Genomic DNA, 16,380 nt, shown 5'->3' with positions numbered 1-16,380 from the left:
TGTTTTCATTTCAGCCGTTAATTTTATCTGTTATTTATTAGTTCACGATAAATTTTACTTTTGTACCGTCCGGGTAATTCTCAAGTCGGTTGCCTACCCAAGAGCCGGCACCGCGATTATCTGAAGGGATCACATAGCGGATATCTGCACCGGTACCACCTTCCAGGCACATCGCCATCGGCCACTCGTCACGGTCATAGCCGGATTTGGTCGGTACGCCTCGCAGGGAATCTTCACGACGCTCGTCTGCGCCTGTCCGGTCGATTGTGCATACATCTGAATGGCCGTCTGCAATCGCATCACGAATATGATCAGCAGTCTCGGGATAACGATCGGACGGAAAATTCAGTGTATAATCGTATGCTGCCGCCGCATACACCTTATGTATTTGTGCTTCGCCTTGAAGCACTACCGGCAATGTCATCATCATCACCAGCATTGTTACCGTCATCCATACTTTTTTCATTCCATCATCTCGCTTCCATTTTATTGGTAAAAACAAAACCGAGTTTAGTTTAAATTATTCTATTTAAAACTTAAATCTTTTTATGTAAATTTATACCATTAAATATGTAAATTTTGGTATGGTTATGTCCAAAAAAAAATAACCCTGCCTTCCAGAGACAGGGTCTACGTCAAATCTATATTTCAAAAGGGGTATATCTATAATTTAACCCGTACACCTGAAAGTAACCTTATATTCACCTAAAAGATCGATTAAAAATGGACAATCCTCCAAAAACGAGAGCGTATTCGAATGATCGTATTAATTATTATACAGGCATCTGCCGATAAACAACCTATGCCCTGTCCTAGGCAGGAAAGGAGGAAGCATCCATGGATATCCCTGCTTTGTCAATGGCAATGAGTCAGGCTTCTGTCGCTCAGGCTGCCGGAATCCAGGTTATGGCTTTATCAAAAGATATGGTGGAACAGCAAGGTCAACAAATGGCTCAAATGCTCCAGCAAGCTCCGCATCCGAATCTGGGTAAAAGTCTGGACATTCGTGCCTGAGTAACAGCCTTTTGGTAGACGGTTACTTTGGCTGTGATTCCGACTGTATGACATGCTTACATCCGAATTTGGGAACGTCACAAAAAGCCTCAATCATAATGGATTAAGGCTTTTTGTGCTGATTGTCTACTGGCAATAGGTACGGCATGCCCACATTCTATATACACAGGACTACTATGCAGGTGTTCCCTGATTGACCGCCCATTGCCAGAAATTCAGCGTCTCTGCTTCTGTCTCCTGTGCCAGCTGTTTAGGTGATACGGATTCCAGATAGGCGGTGCCCAGTCCCCGGATGAATAGGGAAAAATGACTTGCGACGCGCTGCCATTCTCCATCTTGTGTCTCACTGGTCATCGCATACACTTCGTTCGTCTGCAGATTCAACAACAGCGTATAGGGATCAGACAGTGCAATGCAGATTAATGCTGCCGGACGTTCCGACCCACTCCACCAGCGATCAAATCCGCTAGTCGTATTAATATCCAGAACCCATTTTACATAATCATTCTCTGTACCAAAAGTAACATTACATAAGCCGAAGTTATCCAGATCATACGCATGAACAAAGTCCGCAAAATCGGCAGGCAGACTCATGCCAAGCTGCTGTTCCAGCTGCCGTACTTGCGCAGTAACATTTTGCTTGCGTTCCATTAGCCGTAGACCGTTAACAATATCCTGCAGAGGAATAAATTTGTCGTCCAGTTTTTGCTTGATTTCAGATAGAGTCAGCATGGGACCTCCATTAACAAAATGTACTTATAAAAGTTGCCGATATTACGATAACTCCTCCAGCGCTGTACGAGCCAGCGTCTGCAGTACGGCATCTTCCATCGGCGGATTATGCAGACCGGCGCGCACATCACGATACAAGCGTTCCAGCGGCAGATTTTTGGACAAGGCTGCTCCTCCTACAATCTTCATCGCTTTGTCGACAACCTGATTAGCCAGATGCACAGCATTGTACTTGACCAATCCAAAGTCGGGGCGCATATGCTTGCGCTGCTCCGGTTCACGATCCCAGCGGTCTGCCACATCGTACATTAGTGTTCGTGCCAGTCTCAGTTCGCTCTCGATCTGTCCGATCCACTGGCGGATATGCGGCAGTGTGGCGATCGGTTCATTCAGACTGTTGGGCGTATAATGGGCGGCAAATTCCAATGCAAAATCACGAGCCGCATAAGCAATACCCAGATAACAGGCCGGAATATGCAGTAGCCAGCCATCACCATCATCGCGTTCCGATTTGGAAGTCCCCGGCAGATGGATGGACAGCACCTGACGATCCGGCACAAATACTTGCTCCAGAATTACATCGTGACTGCCGGTTGCTCTCATGCCGAGCGTATTCCATGTCTCCTCGATGCTCACTCCATCCCGTGAACGCACCAGAAAATCACCGATTTCCGGCTGGTTCTCAATACCTGCACTAACAATAAAATCAGTCAACAACGGGCTAAGAGTACTGTAAGTTTTCCGTCCGCTCAGCAGCCAGCCTCCCTCCGTACGTACAGCGGTTGTCTGCGGACGACCGCCCCGTGTCGGACTGCCCGTGCCGCGTTCACTGGCAAATTTGTTAATCATATTGCCATGGGCAACCGCATCCCGGCAAAATTCCGAGAATGTGGGCTCCGGCCAGCCGTCGGCTTCACGGAAATGAAGCATCATACCGCCATGCCAGCCCGCACTAAGTGCTGTAGAGCCATCTCCTCTGGCTATACGCTCCTGCACAAGCAGCCACTCATACAGCCCCAGTTCTTCTCCACCGTATTTCTTGGCTACTGTCAATTTGGCGTAACCAGCTTCTTTTAACTCCTGAAAGTTTTCAAAAGGAAACGAGCCTTCCTCGTCATGCTTGGCTGAACGCTCAGCAAACTTTACAGCCAGACGATCAGCCCATGCCGCCAGTTCTGCTTCTTTTTCATTGCGAATAAACAGATCGATTCGCTTCCTTGTCATATGTAGCTCATCCTCTCTACAGCTCTATTCCAGATACTATAAATATTATCCAATGACATACTATATAAAATCAATCTTTTTAGTCGGATAAACATTGGGCTCTGTCTGCTCATCCGTATTCCAGTCTATAGCAGGTAAAATAAATAGTCCCTGCCTCCTGTTATTCCTCCAGCAGAAATACCAGAAAGTCTTCAAAAGAATCGGTTATAAATCGCAACTCCTTTAGATCCATTAACCAGACATAGATATTGTTGTAATCAGGCTCACTTCGCAAAGATATAAGAAAACTATTCCCACCCTGATCATAAGCAAAAGGAAACAACCCTTCGAGCTGTTCAAAATTTTCCAACAAATCGGCATACAGCTTTTCTGCTGGAAGCTTACCATAACGAATAGAATTAAATCCGCCTACGATAACAGCATTTCCTTCCCGATCTTCCGGCAAATACCCTCCGTTGTAATGCAGATAATACTGCTTGAACGCTGGAGGGAACGGACGCCCCATTTGTTTTTCCAGCTCCTGAAAATCCTTTTCCGTAAGCGGCTGTTCACAGCATTCCAGTACAGGTCTCATGTCTTGTTCCTCCATATTCCTTTTAATATGCAATAGCCAATCATCGATAAAATAATGACTGGATAAACAGAAACCGCAGTATCCCGATCAACGGAATCTGCGGTGCTGTTATACAGTTATTCCTTGTAACTGCAGTCTCTGCTGCAGCTATATGCTTCGATCAAATGATATCATGCCGTCTGCCAATTCGCAGCTTTCCCCTGATTGAATGTGTAAGCAGCTATACCCTTTACTCCCGGACGAACAACGAATACGCCTCCGGCAGGAGAATCGGCTGCTTCATCGTCTTCGCGGGCTGTAGTGATATATAATTCATCCAGATCTGCTCCGCCAAATGTACAGGCTGTCACACATTTGGCAGGTACATGCACCTCGCCAATTACTTGACCTGTTGACGGATCAATGCGTGTTACACGGCTGCCACCCCAGCGGGCGACCCAGAGCATTCCTTCTTCATCAATCGTCATGCCATCCGGATAACCATCACTATCATCCAGCTCCGCTACAGCACGTCCATTTGCTATCGATCCGTCTTCTAGGTCATAGTCAAAAGCGGTAATCTGGCAGGTTGGCGTATCGATATAATACAGTGTACGATGATCACTGCTCCAAGCCAATCCGTTGGAGGTAGATACTTCACCGAGCAGCAGACGCACATGACCTGTGGTATCCATGCTGTATAGTGCTCCCTGCTTTTCCTCACCGTTCAGGCTCATCGTTCCAGCGAGAAAACGGCCGACCGGATCACACTTACCATCATTAAAACGGTTGCCGGGACGCCCTTCTTCCGGATCATGGATCAATGTCTTGCTCCCGTCAGATAACTGTATACGGTAGAGACCGCTGAATAACGCGCCAATCACTTCGGTATCGGTATAAGGAACAACCGCTCCAATATGCTCGCCCACATTTACTGTACGATCTTCTTTGGTAACCGGATTATAGATATGCAGCTGGTAGCCTTCAATATCTACCCATAACAAACGCTGCTGCTCTGCATTCCAGCTTGGTCCTTCGCCCAGCTTGGCTCTGGCATCAATAATTAATTCGGCCGTGTACTGCTTCATGATAGATCCTCCAATAGTGTAGTTTCAGGACTGTATCGGGGAGCGGCTCCAATCATACCCGATTTCCTGCAGGAATGTGCGCGCCAGCACCATATGCCCTTTGGTATTCGGATGCACATGATCCCAGCCATAAGACAGACTAGCCGGATATATGTACTGACTGATATGATCAAACGCCGCCTGTGTATCTACGAATGTTGTCCCGTATTCTTCAGCAATGCGTTTTACGACTGCACCGTATATATCCATTGTTGCTCTCATCGGATCTTCCGGTGTGGTGCTCATATAATAAGGCGTCATCAGAACGATTCCTTTTACTCGTGGCAGCGTCTGTTCTACCAATTTACGCAGCGTCTGCTCATACTCTTCCAGATAGACATGAATATGAGGTTCTGTTGGATTGTCAAACTGACGCCATACATCATTGATTCCGATCATAATAGATACCCAGTCAGGTTTGTGGGCAAACACATCCTGCTCCCAGCGCGCTTCCAGATCGCGAACGGTATTGCCGCTAATACCGGTATTGAGTACGCGGAAAGCATAATCCGGGTAAACCGTTTGCAAAAGTGCATCTACCAGCAATACATAACCGTCTCCCAGCGTACCATTCTGACCTACAGGACGTCCCCGGCCGCAATCGGTTACCGAATCACCAATCATTAGCAAGGTACTGTTTTTATCCATTTTCATCTCTGCCATCTCCTCTTTATCCATAATTCCATCTGTGAAGCGGATGATTACCAGCCCTGACGTTTGAGCCAGGATATACAATCTCTGGTCCAGTTTCCCATAACAGGATGGTCCAGTGCAAGTCCCTGCCCATGGCCTCCGCTCTCATATACACGCAGTTCAAAAGGCACCCTGTGTTCTTCCAGTGCCAGTGCCATGCGCAGGCTGTTCTGTACCGGAACGACATCATCATCAGTGGTATGCCAGATAAAGGCTGGTGGTGTCATGGCTGTCACCTGCTTCTCCGCGCTGCTGCCGGTTACCAGCTCGATCGCTGCCTGATCGCCAAGCAGGGATAGGCGGGAACCTTCATGTCCAAAACTGTCCATCGTAATAACCGGATAACAAAGCACCATCACATCAGGTCGTGAACTGACATCGCGCTTGAGACCATTTAATAGTTCTGTCTCCTGCTCTGTAAATACCGTTCCTGTCATAGCAGCCAGGTGTCCGCCGGCAGAAAAGCCCAGAATCCCGATTCGCGAAGGATCTATACCGTATTCCGCTGCATTGGCTCTCACATGACGAATCGCAGTCTGTCCATCTTCGAGCGGCGTCCGGCGCTGCCGCGGCGAAAGGCGGTAATGAAGTACAAATGCCGAGATTCCATTCTCATTCAGCCATTCTGCTACAGGAGCTCCTTCATGATCTGCGCGAAATTCATAGCCTCCGCCCGGCAGTACGATGACTGCACTGCGTGTATCCGGCAACAGATAAGGCACCAGGTAAGGTCGCTCCCCCTGATCATCTATTACCGCAGGATCAGCAATCCATATTTTATCCATTTCCCTTTCCTCCACTTCTGTATATGTATGCTTGGGTATCATGAATGCAGTATAGGGATAATGAGCAGTATAGGCATCGTTCATTATCCCGTTTTCCTTTTCAAGCGTTAATATTGTAAGCGCTTAACAAAATACTTTCAATCAAAATGTGCATGACTGATGATCAGCAAACGCACATTTTAATATAAATTGCGAAATTGTTCAGGAGTTACCCCTTCCAGGCGACGGAATGTAGCCACAAAATGACTGGAATCGCGGAAACCGACCTGACCGGATACTTCCTTGATCGTCATACGCGGATACAGTGTCATCAGTTCTTTGGCTTTGCGCAGACGCAGCAGAATAAAATAGGCATAGGCAGTCATTCCGAATGTCTGACGGAACAGTGTATTCAGATGACGTGCGCTTACGCCTACCTGAATCGCCATATCTTCCAGACCGATATTCGGATCATCATAATGAGCTTCCATAAAGCTCATCAATGGCGCCAGTCTCTCTACCGTATGGGATAAGGATGGCAGATTATTGATACGTCCATGCTTTTTGAGCAGGGTTAGAAAACGGTACAGATCGGCACTCGTATCCAGTCCAGACAAATCACGGTTGCTGCGGATACTACCCAGCATATTGCCGGAGAACGTATCCAGATCACAATCCCGATCCCATTCATAATAAGCGGAATGCGACAATCCAAAAGTGGACAACAGCCCCAATGATTGCGGTCCGCCAAAAGTAAGATAAATCGTCTCCCAGACGCTGCTTACCGGGCGATAGCTGTGGGCATCCCGTGGAGCCAGCAGTACACCCGATCCGGGCTTGAGCAAATAACGGGCACCGCCAAATGTAAATTCGCCTTCCCCATGCACCGTCTGAAGCCAGTGATAACATGGATAACCATCCGGACGTTCAATATATTCCTGATCCGGATTCTCGCCGATACTCTCCATATGAATAGGAAGCTGAAGGTCTTTGAGCTCTGTAAAAAAGCGGCGGTGCGGGTTGGTTACGTACATGATACGTTCACATCCTATATCCATATTTTTATACTATACATGTTTTATCTTATATTTTACAAGGTGTTATTATCATTTAGTATAGAGTTATTCTTATATAAGGAGTGACAGCATTGATCAGCAGCAAACTTCCAAAAATCTTCTACGGTGGAGATTATAACCCTGAGCAATGGGATAAGCAGACACATCAGGAAGACCTCGGTATGTTCAAGCAGGCCGGCATTGATATCACTACTCTCAACGTCTTCTCCTGGGCACGCAATCAGCCGGACGAAGTTACATATCATTTCGAATGGCTCGATGAATTGATCGACAGCCTTTATGAAAGCGGTATCTATACCTGTCTGGCAACCAGTACGGCTGCCCATCCGGCCTGGATGGCGACGCGTTATCCCGATATTCTGCGCACCGACAAGGACGGACGCAAGCGCAAATTCGGCGGACGTCATAACTCCTGTCCGAACAGCCCGACGTACCGCAAATATTCGGTTGAGATTGCCCGACGACTGGCCGAACGCTACAAGGACCATCCTGCGATTCTGGTCTGGCATATCTCCAACGAATACGGCGGTGACTGTTACTGCGAGAACTGCGAAAAGGCATTCCGGGTCTGGCTGAAACAGCGCTACGGTACACTGGATGCTGTCAATACAGCCTGGAATACCGGATTCTGGGGCCATACTTTCTACGACTGGGATGAAATTGTACTCCCGGACAACCGCAGTGAAGAATGGGGAGAAAACAGCTCCAGCTTCCAGGGAATCTCGCTTGATTACTCCCGTTTCAATTCAGACAGTATGCTGGAATGCTATCGTCTGGAGTACGATGCGGTACGCTCCGTTATTCCGGACGCTCTGATCACCACCAACCTGATGGGCTTCTACAAGCCGCTGGATTATTTTAAATGGGCCAAATATATGGATATCGTCTCCTGGGACAATTATCCGGGGCTGGATACGCCGGTGAGCTTCACAGCGCTCGCTCATGATCTGATGCGCGGCATCAAAAACGGCGAACCCTTCATGCTGATGGAACAGACACCGAGCCAGCAAAACTGGCAGGCGTATAATTCACTGAAGCGTCCGGGCGTGATGCGCCTCTGGAGTTACCAGGCAGTCGCTCATGGTGCAGATACAGTTATGTTTTTCCAGCTGCGTCGTTCAGCCGGCGCCTGTGAGAAATTCCATGGCGCAGTCATTGAACATGTCGGTCATACAGATACCCGCGTGTTCCGTGAAGTCAGCGAACTGGGCCATGAGCTGCAGCAGCTCGGTGACCAGCTACTGGATTCACGCATCGAAGCACGGGTAGCCATTTTGTTCGACTGGGAGAACTGGTGGGCCGTCGAGAAATCCAGCGGACCGACAATTGCCCTCAAATATGTCGAACAGATCCATAAGTATTACAAAGCGTTTTACGATCGCAATGTGCAGGTCGATATTATCAGTGTCGACTCGGAATTCAGTCATTACGATATGATCCTCGCCCCTGTTCTGTATATGGTCAAACCGGGGTTAGCCGAGAAGTTGGAACAATTCACCAGCAGCGGTGGCACTTTCGTTACCACTTTTTTCAGTGGAATCGTCGGCGAGTCCGATCTGGTCACGCTCGGTGGATATCCGGGAGAACTGCGCAAGCTGCTTGGCATCTGGGTCGAAGAAATCGATGCCCTGCTGCCTTCGATGGGTAACCGGATCGTGATGAATAACACCCTTGGTGATCTGAGCGGTGACTACAAATGCGGCATGCTATGCGATCTGCTGCATACCGAGGGTGCCGAAGTGCTGGCCCGGTACGGTGAAGACTTTTACCAGGGAATGCCAGTGCTTACTCGCAATACATTTGGTCAGGGCGAGGCATGGTATATCGCTTCGGATGGTGAAGAGACATTTATTGCCGGACTCATGAAGCATCTCTGCGACCAAAAAAGGATTCAGCCGGTTCTCGATACACCTGTAGGTGTAGAAGCAGGATGTCGTGTCAAAGACGGACGCAAGTTCCTGTTCCTGCTTAATCATAATGCCGAAGCTGCTTCTGTAGACCTCGGAAACCTTAACGCAGAGGATATGTTAAGTAATAATCAGGTTGCTTCCTCTATTGAGGTTCCAGCGCGCAGCTCCATTCTTTTATCTGTAAAATAATTACATCGGATACCTAATTTATTGTAACATGAAAATAGCGATACGTAAAATGTTTATTACAACATTTGCGTATCGCTATTTTTGTCGAATCTGCTCCATTTATTTACATTCATGACGTATTTCATCTTTTGTCATGGGCAACATTCTTTTTGGGAAAGTTCGTTATTTTCCGTCATTATACTATGTTTTATCATAGTCATCTAACTATAACCGATCAATTCGTATCCTGGCTATAGCCTATAGATTGATATTAGAAAGGGCTCCCTTGCCACTTCAATTCTCTGCTTCCTTCCAATATTTCACGGGTCCAATGTCCACTTGGCCATGTCTGTCCCTGCACAGGTGCCAGAATGTTCAATACCTGCTGCAGTACATCCAAATCGATCGGCTCACCTGCCCAACGAATATTATCGGTAATCTCTGCAGTGCTCGCTGTTCCTACAATCGTAGTCGTTAGACGTTCGTTAGAGACAGCATACTGGATCGCCAGCTGTGTCAGGCTGCTCCCCTGCTGTCGGCAGAATTCTGCCGCTTCGCGGCAGCGCTGCTTGATCTCGGGAGAAGCAGGATGCCAGTCAGCAGGCCCTTTGTCGGACAGCAGCCCCATCGCAACCGGTGCAGCATTGATAACCCCAATCCCTCTGGCTTCCAGCAAAGGCAGCAGATCAGTAAGAGTGGAATCATTCAGCGTATAATGACAATAAGACAAAATCACATCCAGATCGGTATGCTCCAGAACGCGCCGGTATCCTTCCAGAGGCAGACAGGATACTCCATAAAAACGTATTTTGCCTTCCTGCTTCAACTGCTGCAGCGCCGGTATCGCTTCATCCAGAACGATATTCAGGTCACCGAATTCGATATCGTGCAGCAGCAGAATGTCTGCATAATCCGTCCCCAGACGCTGCAGGCTCTCGTCTACACTATCCAGAATCCGTTGACGGGAGAAATCAAACTCCCTGTCATTATAACGTCCCGCTTTGGTCGACAGGATATAGCGCTCTCTTGGCAGCTGACGCAGCGCCCGGCCCAGCACCTGTTCCGAACGAGTGACTCCATAATACGGCGAAGTATCCACCAGATTAACTCCCTGTTCAAAAGCTTCCAGAACAGCTCGTACACCCTGATCCTCATCAATATGACCAAATACATGTCCCAGCGGAGCTGCTCCCAGACTGAGCGGGGATACTTCCAAGCCTGTATTTCCGAGCTTGCGTCTATTTATCATCGCGTTCACTGGCATCGCACTTCTCCTTCCCGTACCGGCTATCCGGATACTCACAGGCTATACCCAGTTTACAGGATGACACCATCTTTGAAAATTGCTATTTCGCGGAATCCCCGCTGTTCATTATTGGTCTGACAGCGTCCGGAAGCAATATCCACAATACGGGCTAGCAGATCCAGAGATACCTGCTCCATGGATTGCCCTTCCAGCAGTTGACCGGCATTGTAGTCGATCCAGTGTTTTTTGCGATTCGCCAGTTCGGATTGGGTAGCAATCTTTACTGTCGGTACCGGACCGCCAAATGGAGTGCCCCGTCCAGTTGTAAATAACACGATATGAGCACCGGCTGCCGACAGGGCGGTGACGGATACCAGATCATTTCCTGGTGCTTCCACAATATTAAGGCCGGGTTGATGTACCCGCTGTCCATAACGCAGCACATCCACGACCTGGGAATGTCCGCCTTTTTGGGTACAGCCGAGCGACTTTTCCTCCAGGGTGGTAATTCCTCCCGCCTTATTTCCAGGTGAGGGATTCTCGTAAATATTTTGGCCATGATTGACAAAATACTGCTTGAATCCGTTGATCAGATCCACCAGCTGACCGAATACCTGCGGACTGGCGGAGCGGTTCATCAGAATCGTCTCCGCACCGAACATTTCCGGTACTTCCGTCAGAATCGCCGTGCCGCCTGCAGAGACGATCCAGTCTGCGATTTCACCGACCAGCGGATTGGCGGTAATACCCGACAGACCGTCAGAACCGCCGCATTTAAGACCTATTTTGAGTCTGGATAGCGGCAGCGGCTGACGCTGTTCCTGCTCGGCCAGCGACACCAGCTCTTCCAGATATGCCATGCCTGCTTCCAGTTCATCTTCTTCTTCCTGGGCTTTGAGATAACGGATTTTATAGGCATATTCTGCTGGTATACTTGCAGAGAACTGTTCAATCTGGTTATTTTCACATCCTAGACCGATAACCAGTACACCAGCCGCATTGGGATGCAGCACGAGCGAACTCAGCAGCTGGCGTGTGTATTCCAGATCATCTCCAAGCTGGGAACAACCGAACGGATGAGGGAAATGATACACACCGTCTACACGTCCTGCCATCTCTGAATGAGCGGTACGAGCGAGCAATTCACAGGTTTTGTTAATACAACCCACGGTATTTATAATCCATATCTCGTTACGAATTCCTACTTCTCCTCCAGGTCGTACATAGCCATCAAATGTCTGCAAATGTGCCGGAATAACACGCGGCTGCCAGTTCAGCTCTGGCTGATATTCATAATCCAGTGTACCGGACAGCCCGGTATGCAGATTATGGCTGTGAATCCACTCACCGGGTGTAATCGGCACCGTCGCTTTACCAATAGAAAAGCCGTATTTGATTACATCCTGTCCGGGTTGAATCGGATGAACGGCGATTTTGTGACCGCGAGGAATATCATTTACAATCGTCAATATCTCTCCGTTATCGAGTACCAGTGTATCGCCTGGCGCCATATCATGCAGGGCAATCACCACATCGTCCTGCTGCCGGATAGCAATATGATCTCTCATCATTGTATTCATGCCCCATCCGCCTCCATCTTTATTATTTGGGATGCTACTGCTTCTGCCAGTCCCTTTATTGCGGTTAGATCTTCATTCCAGATTACTGTATCGGCCAGTATCGCATGGATGATCTGGTGATACGACTGTTCATTCTGCTGCAAATGGGTCCAGTGTTCTGCCAGTCGGCCCAGCTGCTCGGTGTTATCGCGAATATCCATACTGCTTCCATTTGGCAGATTTGTTGTAAAGGTGATCGTCCTATCCGATTGTTCGACTGCTGTTACCCGGTACAGTCGCAGCAGCGCAGCCAGACCATATACCAGCTGCGTAGGCAGTTGATTCTCTTTTTCTGTATACGCTTTCAATACAGGTAGCAGACGGGACTGGAATTTGCTGATACTATTCATGGCAATATCCTGCAGACGATGCTCCAGATACGGATTATTAAAGCGCTCGAATGTCTCGGCAGCATAACGATTCAATTCCTCGGGCAGCATGGGCAGTGCCGGAATAATCTCCTGCTCCACTGTCCCTCTCACCCATTCGCCAAGCTCCTCATCCTCCATCACTTCACGAACGGTTGTCTTGCCCTGCAGCAGTCCGGCCGGCATCATCAGCGTGTGTGCTCCGTTCAGAATATGCACTTTGCGCTGACGAAATGGCTTAAGATCCGGTACCCATTGTACATTAAGTCCGGCACGCACGAGCGGCAGACGACGATCCAGTGACGGATCTCCCTGGATCGCCCAGAGGTGATACGGCTCTGCTGTCGTCAGAAATGAATCTTCATACCCCCAGCTGCCTGTCAATCTCGCATATTCTTCATCCCCCGGCATGCCGGTTACGATGCGGTCTACCAGATTATTCAAAAACAGCTGTGATTGCTCTACCCAGCTGCAGAACGCCTCACCAAAACCAAACTCGCGTCCATATCGCAGTACATACTCACGGAGACGATCTCCATTATTCTCGATCAACTCACACGGCAGAATCATCAGACCACGCTGCGGATCGCCATTAAAATGTACAAACCGCCGCTGCAGCAGCACAGTCAGCCGGGCCGGATAATTCACAATCGGCTCTCCGGGAATGTAGTCTATTGGTGTATAGGTAAGTCCTGCTTCCGTCGTATTGGAAATGACTACATCCAGCGACTCCAATTCCCCCAGCTGCAAAAAGCGCTCCCACTCGCTATACGGATCGACATAATCCCTGAATACTGAAATAAGCTGCCGTTTTTCTACTTTTTGTCCATCCTGAAGTCCACGTACCACCAGGGTATACAGCCCATCCTGCTGCGCTATTCGCTCCAGCTTGGACGCTCCTCTCGGTGTAGGGGGAGTCAGCACCACACTGCCGTGGTACTTGCCGGAAGCAATACTTTCCTGCAGCATCCAGTCAGCGAATCCACGCAAAAAGTTGCCTTCTCCAATCTGCAGTACCTTGATAGGCAGCTGTTGAATCTGTACATGTCTGCGGCGTTCATCCTCGCCGGTTAATCCCAGTCGTAACAAGGGCTGTAGTCTGCTGATTGTCATCATATTCCTCCATATCGATAAATGTTCACGTTAACATTTTGTGATAAAAAGCGTTTCTTGAACATCATTGTATCATCATTTAGACTGAAATAGTGAATATTTGGAAGGAATTATATCATTTTTTTAATAAAAATTTCTGTATTCTATCTCTGGATTATCGGGTACTGGCTTGCCAGCAGCCTGATATTAATCCCTACAGGAGGCCCTCCGGTTATGAGCAAAATTTTTCTATTCTCTATTTTATGGTGGCTGCTGGGTAATCCATTTCTGGCTCTGCTCGTTATTCTTGTTATTGTCTATATGCTGGATCGCCGGTTTGTCGGTATCTCACCCAGCCTGATACGTCCCTTACGGCGAATAAGCCGTATACGTTATCTGCGTAGACAGATTGCCGGCAGTCCGAGTGATATGTCTTCCCGGTATGAGCTCGCCCGGCTGCTGATTGAACGCAAGCGTTACCGTGAAGCTCTCGAATGGCTGGAACAGATCGGTCATGCCTACGAAGACTCTGTGGAATACTGGGATGATCTCGGAACCTGTCAACTGCATACAGGACAGAAACCAGCTGGCGAAAAGCATATTTTGCAGGCGCTGCACATGAATCCTCGTGTCAAATACGGGGAGCCCTATCTGCGTCTGGCTTCCGAATATATCGGTACCGATCAGGCAAAGGCACTGCATTATCTGGAGCAGTTCCGCAACATTCAGTCTTCCTCCTGCCGGGCTTATTATATGCTGGGAATGCTGGATCGTTCTCTCGGCCGCACCGAAGCTGCCCGCAATGCTTTTGACGAAGGGATTGTCGTCTATCGCTCCCTGCCCAAATACAAAAAACGCAGCGAGCGCGGATGGGCATTCCGTAGCTGGCTGCGTCGAATATTCTCAACTTGATGAATTCACTTGTGTTCTACAATACCTCAGGGGTGGATCAGACAAACTTGAGATTGGCTCAGACATCATATCCAAAAATACGGCGGCTGACTGCTTTGAGCAGGGGGCCGCTTTTTTTGTACCAGTTCAGTCCTTCATCCAGACGCTTTGCCTGCATAATGACTACATCCGCTTGATCGATACCTTCGAAATAACGACTCAAAAAATGCATAAATACATCAATGCGACGCAGTAAAATAAGTAGCGGCAGTCTAACAGACTCCGCTTCTGTCAATGTAATTACCGAAGCATATCCTTGGAGAAAGGCGGTACAGCGAAGTTCGTCCTGTTCGGTCCATTCCATGCTGCTCAGCATATCAGACAGACATACAGCCGGCTCCATCGCCCGCAGGTCACGGGTCACAAATTCAAAATCCAGAATAGCAGTAATCTCTCCATCCTCCGATTGCAGCATATTCGAAGCATTGAGATCCCCATGAATCAGCTGGTGCGGCAGTGAAGCCAGTCGGGTGATACGAACCAGCTGCTCGCCCAGACCTTCACCGATCCGGTACAGCGTATCAGCGATTTCGGCAAAGTCTTCCGGTGGATTGGCACAAAAAGCTTCCATCCGTCCTGGACTGCAGAGCGGATAGGATTGTCCAAGCCGGTAATAAGGCGGATAGACCGGGTGAAGATCAATCTGCACCTGTGCCAGAGCAGCCGACAGCTTGCCTGCTGCCTGTCCAAAACGATAAATCTGCTCCTCAGTTGCCAGAACGGGGTTGCTGCCGTCTACATAGTGAAATAAAGCCGCGAGTCTTCCGCTGCTCTGCTCGCCTGTCGGCATTTCACTGCCGGACATGCATATGGTCTTGCCTTCCGGGTCTTTGACCGGCTGAGGAATCTCAAGCCCTGTCAGTACTTCGGGAAGTACTGACAGTACTTCATGTTCATAGCGTACCTTGTCCGGTTCGCGGTGTGTCTCGTAACGGCGCAATACATAACGCCGGGAAGCATGGTCAATGAACATGGTTGTATTGTTCATTCCACCCTTGCCTTCTACCATATGCCAATTCCCTGACGGGAAATAATGATCTGCCAGTTGTTCCATGGAATCTATATATTCACGTTCCAATGATTCCCCTCCTTGTTGCCTTTTATCCTGTGCGGGTAAGGGAGAACGCCGATTACGGCCTTCGACTGCCAGTTCCCATGCAGGCAACGCTGATGTGGCAGACTGATGATTATCCGTTGATGTAATCCTGCTGTACCCTTGATAATTTGTTTTGCAGACCGGCCCGTCGATCAGCAGATTGTCCAACTATAATGAGGTTGGACACTGATCACGACGCCCGTTTTTATAAACTGCAGTTATTCTATTTAAGCAGACCGCCATCTTCCAGTCCGATCTATTCCCTATTGAAGCCTTCCATTCTCTTATCTGAAAATGGTGGCAGTGATCCATTTTATTGAACAGGCTGAGCTCATTCTGTACTATTCGACAGCAGCAGCTCTGCTTCCTGCCTTTTACGGCAAATCTCATCCCGGCATTATTCGCCAAAGCTATATGATAACACGAACCGGAGCCAGTGAACACTATTTCGTCCGGAGCCCGGTTGGAGAAAGGGATTTTATGTTCTGCTGCTGTTCTTTTACGGGTAAAGGCCGCTCATCGCAAACTGGTTTATTTATCGCCTGGGAGATCTGTCTACAAACCCATGTTCTCTTTTATATCATCGGTGATTTTTGCTACACGTTTTATATGTTTTATTTCATTTTGTGCAAATGTACTATAGAAATCGGCAACCTTGATATCGACTTGTGATTTTGCAGAACTCTGTCAGTATAAAAGAACTGCCGGTCTTTCCACAAGTCTGCTCCCCCGGCTCTACCGATCCAG

The 16,380-nt window shown here is 48.5% G+C and carries 16 protein-coding genes; 4 read left to right on the top strand and 12 right to left on the bottom strand.

The window, feature by feature from the left end; all coding sequences use genetic code 11:
- Window positions 1-37 precede the first annotated feature (37 nt).
- Window positions 38-466 carry a NucA/NucB deoxyribonuclease domain-containing protein gene (locus AR543_RS11035; protein ID WP_060534353.1) on the bottom strand — a complete coding sequence of 143 codons (429 nt, stop codon included), beginning with the start codon at window positions 464-466 and terminating at the stop codon, window positions 38-40.
- 371 nt (window positions 467-837) lie between these two features.
- Here AR543_RS11035 and AR543_RS11030 point away from each other — a divergent pair, with 371 nt between their 5' ends.
- Window positions 838-1,014 (top strand): YjfB family protein, encoded by a 177-nt coding sequence (locus AR543_RS11030; RefSeq protein ID WP_064505577.1) that lies wholly within the window; start codon window positions 838-840, stop codon window positions 1,012-1,014.
- Between the two features lie 174 nt (window positions 1,015-1,188).
- On the opposite strand, the gene AR543_RS11025 is transcribed toward AR543_RS11030, so the two are convergent.
- The 7 genes from AR543_RS11025 to AR543_RS10995 all read right to left on the bottom strand — a co-directional run bounded on the left by AR543_RS11025 (window position 1,189) and on the right by AR543_RS10995 (window position 7,141).
- Complete coding sequence (locus tag AR543_RS11025) at window positions 1,189-1,746, bottom strand: SMI1/KNR4 family protein (RefSeq protein WP_060534350.1); 558 nt, start codon at window positions 1,744-1,746, stop codon at window positions 1,189-1,191.
- A 42-nt stretch (window positions 1,747-1,788) separates the two neighbouring features.
- The gene (locus AR543_RS11020; RefSeq protein WP_060534349.1) at window positions 1,789-2,970 is read right to left on the bottom strand and encodes an acyl-CoA dehydrogenase family protein; all 1,182 of its coding nucleotides are present in this window, start codon (window positions 2,968-2,970) and stop codon (window positions 1,789-1,791) included.
- Between the two features lie 160 nt (window positions 2,971-3,130).
- A complete protein-coding gene (locus AR543_RS11015; RefSeq protein WP_060534347.1) occupies window positions 3,131-3,544 on the bottom strand; it encodes an SMI1/KNR4 family protein in 414 nt (137 codons plus the stop codon).
- A 170-nt stretch (window positions 3,545-3,714) separates the two neighbouring features.
- On the bottom strand, window positions 3,715-4,611 hold the full coding sequence (locus AR543_RS11010; RefSeq protein ID WP_060534345.1) for an SMP-30/gluconolactonase/LRE family protein: 897 nt from the start codon (window positions 4,609-4,611) through the stop codon (window positions 3,715-3,717).
- Between the two features lie 24 nt (window positions 4,612-4,635).
- On the bottom strand, window positions 4,636-5,304 hold the full coding sequence (locus AR543_RS11005) for an SGNH/GDSL hydrolase family protein (RefSeq protein ID WP_060534343.1): 669 nt from the start codon (window positions 5,302-5,304) through the stop codon (window positions 4,636-4,638).
- Between the two features lie 47 nt (window positions 5,305-5,351).
- Window positions 5,352-6,128 carry an alpha/beta hydrolase gene (locus AR543_RS11000; RefSeq protein ID WP_060536742.1) on the bottom strand — a complete coding sequence of 259 codons (777 nt, stop codon included), beginning with the start codon at window positions 6,126-6,128 and terminating at the stop codon, window positions 5,352-5,354.
- A gap of 179 nt (window positions 6,129-6,307) precedes the next feature.
- Entirely contained in the window at window positions 6,308-7,141 is an 834-nt protein-coding gene (locus AR543_RS10995; protein ID WP_060534341.1) for an AraC family transcriptional regulator, read from the bottom strand.
- A 113-nt stretch (window positions 7,142-7,254) separates the two neighbouring features.
- On the opposite strand from AR543_RS10995, the gene AR543_RS10990 reads away from it, so the two are divergent.
- Window positions 7,255-9,282 (top strand): beta-galactosidase, encoded by a 2,028-nt coding sequence (locus tag AR543_RS10990; RefSeq protein WP_060534331.1) that lies wholly within the window; start codon window positions 7,255-7,257, stop codon window positions 9,280-9,282.
- 250 nt (window positions 9,283-9,532) lie between these two features.
- On the opposite strand, the gene AR543_RS10985 is transcribed toward AR543_RS10990, so the two are convergent.
- Genes AR543_RS10985 through AR543_RS10975 form a run of 3 tightly spaced genes read right to left on the bottom strand, consistent with a single transcriptional unit; the run spans window position 9,533 to window position 13,610 of the window.
- Window positions 9,533-10,525 (bottom strand): aldo/keto reductase, encoded by a 993-nt coding sequence (locus tag AR543_RS10985; protein WP_064505576.1) that lies wholly within the window; start codon window positions 10,523-10,525, stop codon window positions 9,533-9,535.
- Between the two features lie 53 nt (window positions 10,526-10,578).
- Complete coding sequence (locus tag AR543_RS10980; RefSeq protein WP_227871874.1) at window positions 10,579-12,087, bottom strand: UxaA family hydrolase; 1,509 nt, start codon at window positions 12,085-12,087, stop codon at window positions 10,579-10,581.
- Window positions 12,084-13,610: a tagaturonate reductase gene (locus AR543_RS10975; protein ID WP_227871873.1), complete on the bottom strand. Its 1,527-nt coding sequence runs from the start codon at window positions 13,608-13,610 to the stop codon at window positions 12,084-12,086. Before AR543_RS10975 ends, AR543_RS10980 begins: the two co-directional genes overlap by 4 nt.
- A gap of 210 nt (window positions 13,611-13,820) precedes the next feature.
- Between AR543_RS10975 and AR543_RS10970 the strand changes: the two genes are divergently transcribed.
- Window positions 13,821-14,498 carry a tetratricopeptide repeat protein gene (locus tag AR543_RS10970; protein WP_060534327.1) on the top strand — a complete coding sequence of 226 codons (678 nt, stop codon included), beginning with the start codon at window positions 13,821-13,823 and terminating at the stop codon, window positions 14,496-14,498.
- A gap of 58 nt (window positions 14,499-14,556) precedes the next feature.
- Here AR543_RS10970 and AR543_RS10965 read toward each other — a convergent pair whose 3' ends face one another.
- A complete protein-coding gene (locus tag AR543_RS10965; RefSeq protein WP_060534325.1) occupies window positions 14,557-15,615 on the bottom strand; it encodes a phosphotransferase in 1,059 nt (352 codons plus the stop codon).
- 312 nt (window positions 15,616-15,927) lie between these two features.
- Between AR543_RS10965 and AR543_RS24270 the strand changes: the two genes are divergently transcribed.
- The gene (locus tag AR543_RS24270) at window positions 15,928-16,305 is read left to right on the top strand and encodes a hypothetical protein (protein WP_158523955.1); all 378 of its coding nucleotides are present in this window, start codon (window positions 15,928-15,930) and stop codon (window positions 16,303-16,305) included.
- Window positions 16,306-16,380 lie beyond the last annotated feature (75 nt).

Origin of the sequence: Paenibacillus bovis, assembly GCF_001421015.2 — a bacterium.
In the GTDB taxonomy this organism is placed as follows: Bacteria; Bacillota; Bacilli; order Paenibacillales; family Paenibacillaceae; genus Saccharibacillus; species Saccharibacillus bovis.
The sequence above is the reverse complement of the archived record's forward strand: the minus strand, read 5'-3'. Positions and strand labels throughout refer to the sequence as shown.